Origin of the sequence: Lentzea miocenica, assembly GCF_033949945.1 — a bacterium.
Classification (GTDB): Bacteria; Actinomycetota; Actinomycetes; order Mycobacteriales; family Pseudonocardiaceae; genus Lentzea; species Lentzea miocenica.
The window spans coordinates 183,745-192,435 of sequence record NZ_JAXAVW010000018.1; the positions used below are offsets into that span (position 1 = coordinate 183,745).

Sequence of the window (8,691 nt, forward strand, 5' to 3'; positions counted from 1 at the left end):
GCACGACGTAGGTCAGCGCCAGCCGCAGCAGGTAGCGCGGTAGGGGGGATTGCGCTGGAGCGGCGCCGACAGCGGCACGGCCAACGTCGTCAGGAACGGGAACAGCAGCACGTAGAGAAACGGCCGTTTGGTGTCCACGACGACCATCGGCTGCCGGGTGTCGACGACGTTCTGCGGCATCCGCCGGGCGAGCGCCGGCGGGAAGTGGTGGAAGGCGCCGTAGATCGTCCGCGTCCCCTCGACCTCGCAGTCGGTGGCGTCGACGGACGACGACACGTAGTCCACGGAACAGCACTCATCGGGCAGCCGCCGCTGGATCAAAGGCACCGGCCCGCCCGACCCCGCGCACAGGTCGACGATCCGATGATCGGCACCGGAACGCGATGGACTCCGTGTGCAGCGTGCGCAACGCGGCCGGCGTGCCGTCGAGGTCGTGCAACTCCACGAAGTCGATGCGCGGAAGCGATTCCATGACCCCAATACCTACCGCGCCACCGAGACAGCGAAAAGGGCCCGCTCGACGAGGAGCGGGCCCTTCTCAAAGCTCTACAGCGTGATCAGCCCTCGAGGGCGTTCGCGCGCAGGGCCATCGCCGACTTCTTGTTGGCGGCCTGGTTGGCGTGGATGACGCCCTTGGTGGCGGCCTTGTCGAGCTTGCGGGACGCGTCCTGCAGCAGCTCCAGGGCCTTCGCCTTGTCACCGGCCTCGGCAGCCTCGCGGAACTTGCGGATGGCCGTCTTGAGGGACGACTTGACCGACTTGTTGCGAAGGCGAGCCTTCTCGTTGGTCTTGATCCGCTTGAGCTGGGACTTGATGTTCGCCATGCGACATCACCCTTCTTGTCGAAACCGGAGTTCGTGACGCGCTTTGTCGGCACCGATCAGAGACCGGCTCTCCTCCACGACGGAGCGCCGCGCGTTCACGACGACGAAGGATATCAGGCCAGCTCAGCGCACCGCGAAGGCGGCCTTCTCGGCACCCACCACGGCCTCGTAGTTGCCGCGAGCGACCTCACGCCGCCCGTCGCCGTCCACGTCACCGACGGTCAGTGCCAGCTGCGAGAGCTTGAACGACACCTCGACCTGCTTCGACTGTCCCGCAGCGAGTTCCACGCGAGTGAAGCCCACCAACCGTGCGTCTGGCGTGAGCACGGGGGAGGCCGGCTGACGCACGTAGACCGGCACCACAACGGTGCCAGCGCGCGCACCGGTGTTCGCCACAGTGAACTTCACCACGCCGTCACGACGATCAACGGACGCCGTGGTCCCCGAGGTCGTGAACGAGGTGTACGACAGGCCGTGCCCGAACGGGTAGAGGGGGTCGTACTTGGCGTTCGCCGCGGTGTTCGCCCCCGGCAGCTGGTCGTAGGTCAGCGTCGGGTCGCCCAGCGCCTTCGGCCACGACACCGGCAGCTTGCCGCTCGGGTTCACCGCGCCGAACAGCACGTCCGCGATCGCCCGGCCACCCTCACTGCCCGGCAACCAGCCCGCGACCAGCGCGTTCGCGTCCGCCGCTGACCCGAGCACCTGCGGCCGCGCGGTGAGCAGCACCACGACCACCGGCTTGCCGGTCGCCTGCACCGCGTCCACCCACGCCTGCTGCTCGGCGGTCAGAATCGGGTTCTCCGTGTCGGCAGGACCCTCCGCACCGGGCTTCTCACCCAGGACGACGACGACCGCGTCCGCACCAGCCGCCTCAGACACCGCCGCGGCCTGAGTCGGAGCGTGCACAACGGACGCGCCAGGAACAGCCTCACGAACACCGGTCAGCACGGTCGCGGTCGGCGGCAACGGCGAGTCGTCCGGCACGCCCTGCCATTCGACGGTCCAGCCACCGAGCTGGCGGCGCACGTCGTCCGCGGTCTCCCCGGTCACGACGATCTTCTTGGCGGCCGACGAAAGCGGCAGCACGCCGTCGTTCTTCAGCAGCACGGTGCCCTCGGCGGCAGCCTGACGCGCCAAAGGCCGATCCGCGTTCACCACGTTGCCGTCGGCCTTGGCCGGGTCCACGTACGGCTTCTCGAACAGCCCGAGATCGAACTTGAGCTTGAGCACCCGCCGCACCGCCTGGTCGATCCGCCCCCGCGACACGGAACCGTCGCGCACGTTCGCCAGCAGCAGCGACGTGAACTCGGCCGCGTTCGACGGCTCCATCGCCATGTCCACACCGGCGTTGACGCTCATCGCGATCGCCGTCTTGTAGTCCGGCGCGACCTTGTGCCGGTCCACCAGGTACTTCATGTCCTGCCAGTCCGAGACCGCGACGCCCTTGAAGCCCATGCGGTCACGCAGCTGCTTCTGCAGCATGTACTTCGACGCGTGCACCGGCACACCGTTGACCGAACCGGAGTTGATCATCACGGTCTTCACACCCGCGTCGAACTGCGCCTGGAACGACGGCAGCACGACGTCCTGCAACTGCCGGATCGGAATCTGCGCGGCACCGCGGTCGTGCCCGTTCTCGGGCGCCGAGTACCCCGCGAAGTGCTTGGCGGTCGCGGTCAGCTGCGCGGTGTCGTCCACCTTGGCCTGCTGCCCGCGCACGTTCGCCGCCGCCAGCTGCCCGGCCAGGAACGAGTCCTCGCTGTAGGTCTCGTAGAAACGGCCCCAACGCGTGTCGCGCGCGATGTCCGAGACCGGCGCGAAGTTCCAGAACACACCCGTCGAGCGCAACGCCTTCGACGCGGACACACCGATCTTCTCCTGCAACGCGGGGTTCCACGTCGCGCCGAGACCGATCTGGTGCGGGAACATCGTCGCCGAGATGACGTTGTTGTGCCCGTGCACGCCATCGGCGCCGTAGATGATCGGAATCTTCAACCTGTTGTGCTCCAACGCATAGCGCTGGATCGCGTTGTTCATCTCGGCCCACGCCTTGGGCGTGTTCTCCAGCGGCGCGTCACCGCCACCGGACAGGATCGAGCCCACGTGCGCGTCCGACAGCACTGCCTTCAGGCAGGACTCGACCAACGGTCCGTTGGCGTTGTTGCAGTCACCGCGCAGCTTCCCGACGCGGATCTGCGCCATCTGCCCGATCTTCTCTTCGACTGTCATTCTCCGCAGCAGGTCCTCGACCCGCCGCTCGGTCGACGCACGAGCGTCCAGATAGATCTCTTTGCCGGCAGCGATACCTCCGGCTGGTGTCAGCGACGCGATCACCACAGCAACGCCCAGCACGCCGAAACCGGCGCGCTTGCGGGAAAACAATGACAAGACCCCTCCACGTTCCCGTGCGCCCGCCGCACACGATCGCCTGCGGGAGTCGGACAAAAACACCCCCGAACGGAGGAACTCCGTGGAAGCGGTTTCATGCTGGTGAAACGCCTGTTCAGGCACTCGGCTGCGGCAGCGTGGAAAGCGGAGAATGATGGCCGGCATGACATTGCCTGGCTTCCCTGAGGGTGCGTTCCAACGGGTGCTCTGCGTCGTCGCGCATCCCGATGACATGGAGTACGGCACGTCCGCGGCCGTCGCTCGCTGGACCGCGAGTGGCATCGAGGTCGGCTATCTCCTGCTCACCCGCGGCGAGGCCGGGATGCCGAACCCTCCCGAGGAGACGGCACGCCTGCGCGCCGCCGAGCAGCGGGTCGCCTGCGACACCGTCGGCGTCAAGCACCTGACCATCCTCGAACACCCGGACGGCGTGCTCGTCTACGGCCTTGACCTGCGCAGGGACATCTGCCGGGAGATCCGCCGGTTCAAGCCCGACGCCGTGCTCGGCACCGGCTTCGAGGTCTTGACGCCCTACGGGTTCGACCAGGCCGACCACCGCGCGGCCGGCCTAGCGACCCTCGACGCGATCCGCGACGCGGGCAACCGCTGGGTCTTCCCCGAGCAGGTCGACAACGAGGGCCTCGAACCGCACTCCGCACGCTGGTACATCGTTCCCGGCCTACCCGGCTCCGGCGCGACCCACGGTGTCGACGTGACGGGTGACCCGCTGCGCCGCGGCGTCGCCTCGCTCGAAGCACACGCCGCGTACCTGGCCGCGCTTCCGGACCATCCCGCCCCCGCCGACTTCATCCCGAAGTTCCTCGCGATGAGCGGCGAGGCCATGGGCGTCGAGCACGCGGTGCTGTTCCGCGCCCATGACCTGCAGGCACCACCGGAGTTCTGAGCACTATCTGTCTGGGCACTATTCGTCTGGTTCGTCTTCGAGCTTCTTCGGGGGCCTGCCGCGGCGAGGCATCTTCTTCGCCTCGCCCGGCAACCGGCCCGCCTCCGCCAGCGCACGCCGCAGCAGGAACTCGATCTGCGCGTTGGTGCTGCGCAGCTCGTCGTTCGCCCACCTGCTCAACGCGTCGTGCACGGCCGGATCAAGCCTGAGCAGAACACTTTTGCGATCAGCCATCAGGTGTAGAGGGAACCGGCGTTCACCACGGGCTGGGTGGATCGGTCACCGCACAGGACGACGAGCAGGTTCGACACCATCGCCGCCTTGCGTTCCTCGTCGAGCTCCACGACGTCGTGCTCGGCCAGCCTGGCGAGCGCGAGCTCCACCATGCCCACGGCGCCTTCCACGATCCGCGTCCGTGCCGCCACGACCGCGCTCGCCTGCTGCCGCTGCAACATGGCGTGCGCGATCTCCGGTGCGTACGCGAGATGCGTGAGGCGCGACTCGATCACCTTCACGCCCGCGGACTGCACCCGTGCGGAGATCTCGATCGCGAGCGTCTCAGTGATCTCGTCCGCGTTCTCACGCAACGACAGACCGGCTTCCTCGTGGTTGTCGTACGGGTAGCTGGTCGCGATGTGACGCACGGCGGTTTCGGTCTGGATGCCGACGAACCGCACGAAGTCGTCCACCTCGAACCGTGCGCGCGCAGTGTCTTCCACCTGCCACACGACCACCGCGGCGATCTCGATCGGGTTGCCGTCCGCGTCGTTGACCTTGAGGGTCGCCGTCTCGTGGTTGCGGATCCGGGTCGAGATCTTCTGCCGCGTCGTGAGCGGGTTCGCCCACCGCAGACCGTCCGAACGCACCGTGCCCACGTAACGGCCGAGGAACTGCAACACGCGTGCCTCGCCGGGCGCGACGGTGAAGAGCCCCTTCATGATCAACGACCCGGCCAGGAACACCAGCACCATGATCACGATGATCGCCCCGGACGGGTCGCCCCCGTCGGCGGCCTTGTTGATGACTCCGTCGACAAGCAGCCACACGCCCACCGCGCACACCACCAATCCCGCGAAGAACATCACCAGGCCGGGCAGCTCAGACGCGTGCTTCTCACGCACAACAGGCGCAGGCATGTGCACCTTCGTCTCCACCGTCGCACTCATCCAGGACCCCCTATCGAAGTAGTATCTAAGTGATATCACTTTTCTGGGGTGATCGCCAGTTAGGCTTGATCGCATGAGGGCGAAGAAGCAGCGTGTGGCCGCCTATGGGGTGTGCATCAACGACAACGACGAGATCCTGCTGGCGCGCTGGCTTGGCCCAAAGGGCAAACGTTGGATCCTGCCCGGCGGCGGCATCGACCACGGCGAACACCCGTACGACGCGGTCATCCGCGAGTTCGAGGAGGAGACCGGGTTCGACGTCGAGGTGCTGCGACTGCTCGGCATCGACTCGGAGTTCCGCGAGGAGCCGGACCGCGACTACCACGCACTTCGCATCCTGTACGAGGTGCGGATCGCAGGTGGCGAACTGCGCCACGAGGTGGGTGGCACGACCGATCTCGCCCAGTGGTTCCCGCTCGCAGACATCGGACAACTGGAGCGCGTGCCCTCGGTCGATACGGCCCTTGGTTTGTATCGAACTACTCCAGCTGCTGGGATCTTGCGGTAACTTGGGTCCACCGCCGCCAACGGCCCACAACGGAGTTGGCGAATGATCCGATCACTGGCCGCAGTCGGCGCGGCCGCCCTGCTGTCGTCCTTCGTCCACGTGCCCGCCTCCGCGGCGGTCGTCGACGTGTCGAGCGTGTCCTCCCTGCAGGCCGCGATCGACTCCGCACGTCCTGGTCAGCGCCTGGTGCTCGCGAACGGCGTGCACCTGGCCGACCAGCCCGTCAAGATCACGAAATCCGGCATCACCATCGCGGCGCAGACCGTCGGCGGCACGGTGTTCACGCGTGGCGGCTTCGAACTCGGAGCCGTCAAGGGCGTGACGATCGAGGGGTTCGTCTTCGACGGAACCAGCACGCTCTCGGTCCCGCCGGAGGCGCAGGCCACCCGCATCACGCGCAACACGTACTCCGGCAACAAGGACGGTGCCTCGCTCAGCGTGAGCGCCGATGACGTCCAGATCGACCACAACACGTTCCAGAACCGGACCAACGAGGGCGTCTACCTGCAGATCACCGGCCCCGGCAGCGAGATCGCCAAACGGTCGTGGATCCACCACAACTACTTCTACAACCACCAGTTCACCGGCGCGAACGGCGGCGAGTCCATCCGGCTCGGCTACAGCCACAAGCAGTCGAAGTCGGCGAACGCGATCGTCGAGTACAACCTGTTCGAGAAGGCGGACGGCGACGCGGAGGCCATCTCCATCAAGTCGTCGGACAACACGGTCCGCTTCAACACGATCCGCAACAGCAAGGGCTACATCGTCCTGCGTCACGGCCACCGCACCACGGTCGAGGGCAACCTGCTGTTCAACAGCGGCATCCGGTTCCACGGAAACGACCACAAGGTCATCAACAACTACGTGGAGAGCACCAAGGACCGTGCGATCGTGTTCGGGTCGGGCAAGGAAGCCGACTCCGGGCCGACCTCGAAGCTGCACGACCGCCCTGACCGCGTGACGGTCGCGTTCAACACGCTGATCGGCACCGGAGCCGTGGTCGACAGCGACGGCGGCGACTTCAAGCCGAAGGACTGCGTCCTCGCGAACAACGTCATCAAGGGCTCTTCTGGTGGCGTCGTCTCCATGCACAGCGGCTCGACCGTGAAGTACGAAGGCAACGTCGTCTGGGGCGGCACCGGCGGCAACATGCCGTCGTCGGGCTACAAGTCCGTCGACCCGAAGCTCGTGAAGGACGCCAACGGACTGTTCCGGCTGGCCTCCGGCAGCCCGGCGGTCGACGCTTCGGCCGGTACCTACTCCTACGTGACGCGTGACTTCGACCTGCAGGCGCGCTCCGGCAAGCCTGATGTCGGTGCGGACGAGTACAGCTCCTCGGCCACGCGCAAGCCGCTGACCAAGGCCGACGTCGGCCCGTCAGCGCCATGAACGTCGTCTTGGCTGGCCTGTTGATCGCGGTGGGTGTGGCTGTTCCCGCGCCCACCGCGGTCACCAGGGTGACGAGCCTGGCCGCGTTGCAGACGGCGCTGGACAACGCCCAGCAGGGCGAGCGGATCGAACTCGCCGACGGCGCCTACACGTCGTCGAAGGCGATCACGATCAAACGGTCCGGCGTGACCGTCGCCGCGGAACACGTCGGCAAAGCGCAGATCCGCGGCAAGGCGGGTTTCGTGTTCGCCGCGGGCGTCGCGCAGGTGGTGGTCGAAGGCTTCGACCTGCGCCACGACGGCCGGCTGGCGGTGCCGGCCTCCGCGCACCACGTGCGGATCACCCGCAACGTGTTCGAGCTGAACGTGCCGGTGGTGCCGGACGACGCGGGCGGCTTCGTCGAGGTGAACGGCGACGACGTCGAGGTGGACCACAACACGTTCCAGAACCGCACGAACGAAGGTGTGTACCTGCACGTCGGCGGTCCGAAGCCGGGAATCGCGAAGCGCACCTGGGCACATCACAACCACTTCTACAACCACAGGTTCAGCGGCGGCAACGGTGGCGAGTCCGTGCGCATCGGCAACAGCGACCGCCAGAAGGAGTCGGCGCGGACCCTCCTCGAGAACAACCTCTTCGAGAAGGCGGACGGCGACTCCGAGGCGATCTCGGTGAAGTCGTCGGACAACGTGGTGCGGCACAACACCATGCGGGACAGCCGCGGCTTCCTGGTGTTGCGGCACGGCAATCGCAACGCGGTCGACGGCAACATCCTGTTCGGCACCGGCATCCGGTTCCACGGCAACGACCACCGCATCATCAACAACTACGTCGAGGGCGGTCGTGACCGGCAGGTGGTGTTCGGGTCGGGCAAGGAAGCCGACTCCGGGCCGACGTCGAAGCTGCACGACCGCCCTGACCGGGTGACGGTCGCGTTCAACACGCTGATCGGGACCGGCGCGGTGGTGGACAGCGACGGCGGGGCGTTCCTGCCGAAGGACTGCGTGCTGTCCAACAACGTCATCACCGGGTCGTCCTCGAAGTTCGTGGACATGAAGTCCGGGTCCACGGTCCGGTACGAGGGCAACATCGTGTTCGGTGGTTCCGCCGGCATGCCTTCCGGTGGCTATCGCACCGTTGACCCCAAGCTGGTGCGGGACTCCCACGGGTTGCTGCGCCTGTCGTCGGGGAGTCCCGCTGTTGACGCGTCTGTGGGCTCGTTCCCCTATGTGACGACCGACTTCGACCCTCAGCCACGGGTGGCGAAGCCGGATGTGGGGGCTGATGAGTACGACGTCGCCGCGGTGCGCCGTCCGCTCACGCGTGCGGATGTGGGGCCTTCCGCGCTCTGACGAACGCGTTTGTCCTGGTAGTCGCACGTTTCGCGGCTACCGGGACCCCCCGATTTGGAGATCGAAACGGGCCCGTGTAATCTTCTCCAAGTCAGAGCGAAGCGGGCCGGAAATCAAAACCGGAACGAGCCTGGCAAAAGCCGGAGAGAAAGAGCCTCCT

General features: G+C 66.8%; 10 protein-coding genes. 4 read left to right on the top strand and 6 right to left on the bottom strand.

Annotated elements, in window-relative coordinates:
* Positions 1–12: 12 nt before the first annotated feature.
* The 4 genes from SK803_RS23060 to SK803_RS23075 form a co-directional block, all read right to left on the bottom strand.
* Positions 13–285, bottom strand: coding sequence for a hypothetical protein (locus SK803_RS23060; RefSeq protein WP_319968130.1), 273 nt, complete (start codon positions 283–285; stop codon positions 13–15).
* 10 nt (positions 286–295) lie between these two features.
* Positions 296–472: a hypothetical protein gene (locus tag SK803_RS23065; protein WP_319968131.1), complete on the bottom strand. Its 177-nt coding sequence runs from the start codon at positions 470–472 to the stop codon at positions 296–298.
* A gap of 85 nt (positions 473–557) precedes the next feature.
* A complete protein-coding gene (gene rpsT / locus SK803_RS23070; RefSeq protein ID WP_166047155.1) occupies positions 558–824 on the bottom strand; it encodes a 30S ribosomal protein S20 in 267 nt (88 codons plus the stop codon).
* 123 nt (positions 825–947) lie between these two features.
* Positions 948–3,212 (bottom strand): glycoside hydrolase family 3 N-terminal domain-containing protein, encoded by a 2,265-nt coding sequence (locus SK803_RS23075; protein WP_319968132.1) that lies wholly within the window; start codon positions 3,210–3,212, stop codon positions 948–950.
* Between the two features lie 154 nt (positions 3,213–3,366).
* On the opposite strand from SK803_RS23075, the gene SK803_RS23080 reads away from it, so the two are divergent.
* Positions 3,367–4,116 (top strand): PIG-L deacetylase family protein, encoded by a 750-nt coding sequence (locus SK803_RS23080; RefSeq protein ID WP_319968133.1) that lies wholly within the window; start codon positions 3,367–3,369, stop codon positions 4,114–4,116.
* A gap of 18 nt (positions 4,117–4,134) precedes the next feature.
* On the opposite strand, the gene SK803_RS23085 is transcribed toward SK803_RS23080, so the two are convergent.
* Positions 4,135–4,350, bottom strand: a complete 216-nt coding sequence (locus SK803_RS23085) for a hypothetical protein (RefSeq protein WP_319968134.1) — start codon at positions 4,348–4,350, stop codon at positions 4,135–4,137.
* Positions 4,350–5,282: an SPFH domain-containing protein gene (locus tag SK803_RS23090; protein ID WP_319968135.1), complete on the bottom strand. Its 933-nt coding sequence runs from the start codon at positions 5,280–5,282 to the stop codon at positions 4,350–4,352. Before SK803_RS23090 ends, SK803_RS23085 begins: the two co-directional genes overlap by 1 nt.
* Before the next feature lie 73 nt (positions 5,283–5,355).
* Between SK803_RS23090 and SK803_RS23095 the strand changes: the two genes are divergently transcribed.
* Genes SK803_RS23095 through SK803_RS23105 form a run of 3 tightly spaced genes read left to right on the top strand, consistent with a single transcriptional unit; the run spans position 5,356 to position 8,531 of the window.
* Entirely contained in the window at positions 5,356–5,790 is a 435-nt protein-coding gene (locus SK803_RS23095; RefSeq protein ID WP_319968136.1) for an NUDIX hydrolase, read from the top strand.
* A 42-nt stretch (positions 5,791–5,832) separates the two neighbouring features.
* On the top strand, positions 5,833–7,179 hold the full coding sequence (locus SK803_RS23100) for a polysaccharide lyase 6 family protein (RefSeq protein ID WP_319968137.1): 1,347 nt from the start codon (positions 5,833–5,835) through the stop codon (positions 7,177–7,179).
* A complete protein-coding gene (locus tag SK803_RS23105; protein WP_319968138.1) occupies positions 7,176–8,531 on the top strand; it encodes a polysaccharide lyase 6 family protein in 1,356 nt (451 codons plus the stop codon). Before SK803_RS23100 ends, SK803_RS23105 begins: the two co-directional genes overlap by 4 nt.
* The last annotated feature ends 160 nt before the right edge of the window (positions 8,532–8,691 follow it).

What these genes read in the sequence shown, in the direction of transcription:
- SK803_RS23100 (WP_319968137.1), top strand. Translation starts at nt 5,833, where the DNA reads ATGATCCGATCACTGGCCGCAGTCGGCGCGGCCGCCCTGCTGTCGTCC.
- SK803_RS23065 (WP_319968131.1), bottom strand. Translation starts at nt 472, where the DNA reads ATGGAATCGCTTCCGCGCATCGACTTCGTGGAGTTGCACGACCTCGAC.
- SK803_RS23090 (WP_319968135.1), bottom strand. Translation starts at nt 5,282, where the DNA reads ATGAGTGCGACGGTGGAGACGAAGGTGCACATGCCTGCGCCTGTTGTG.
- SK803_RS23085 (WP_319968134.1), bottom strand. Translation starts at nt 4,350, where the DNA reads ATGGCTGATCGCAAAAGTGTTCTGCTCAGGCTTGATCCGGCCGTGCAC.
- SK803_RS23105 (WP_319968138.1), top strand. Translation starts at nt 7,176, where the DNA reads ATGAACGTCGTCTTGGCTGGCCTGTTGATCGCGGTGGGTGTGGCTGTT.
- SK803_RS23095 (WP_319968136.1), top strand. Translation starts at nt 5,356, where the DNA reads ATGAGGGCGAAGAAGCAGCGTGTGGCCGCCTATGGGGTGTGCATCAAC.
- rpsT (WP_166047155.1), bottom strand. Translation starts at nt 824, where the DNA reads ATGGCGAACATCAAGTCCCAGCTCAAGCGGATCAAGACCAACGAGAAG.
- SK803_RS23080 (WP_319968133.1), top strand. Translation starts at nt 3,367, where the DNA reads ATGGCCGGCATGACATTGCCTGGCTTCCCTGAGGGTGCGTTCCAACGG.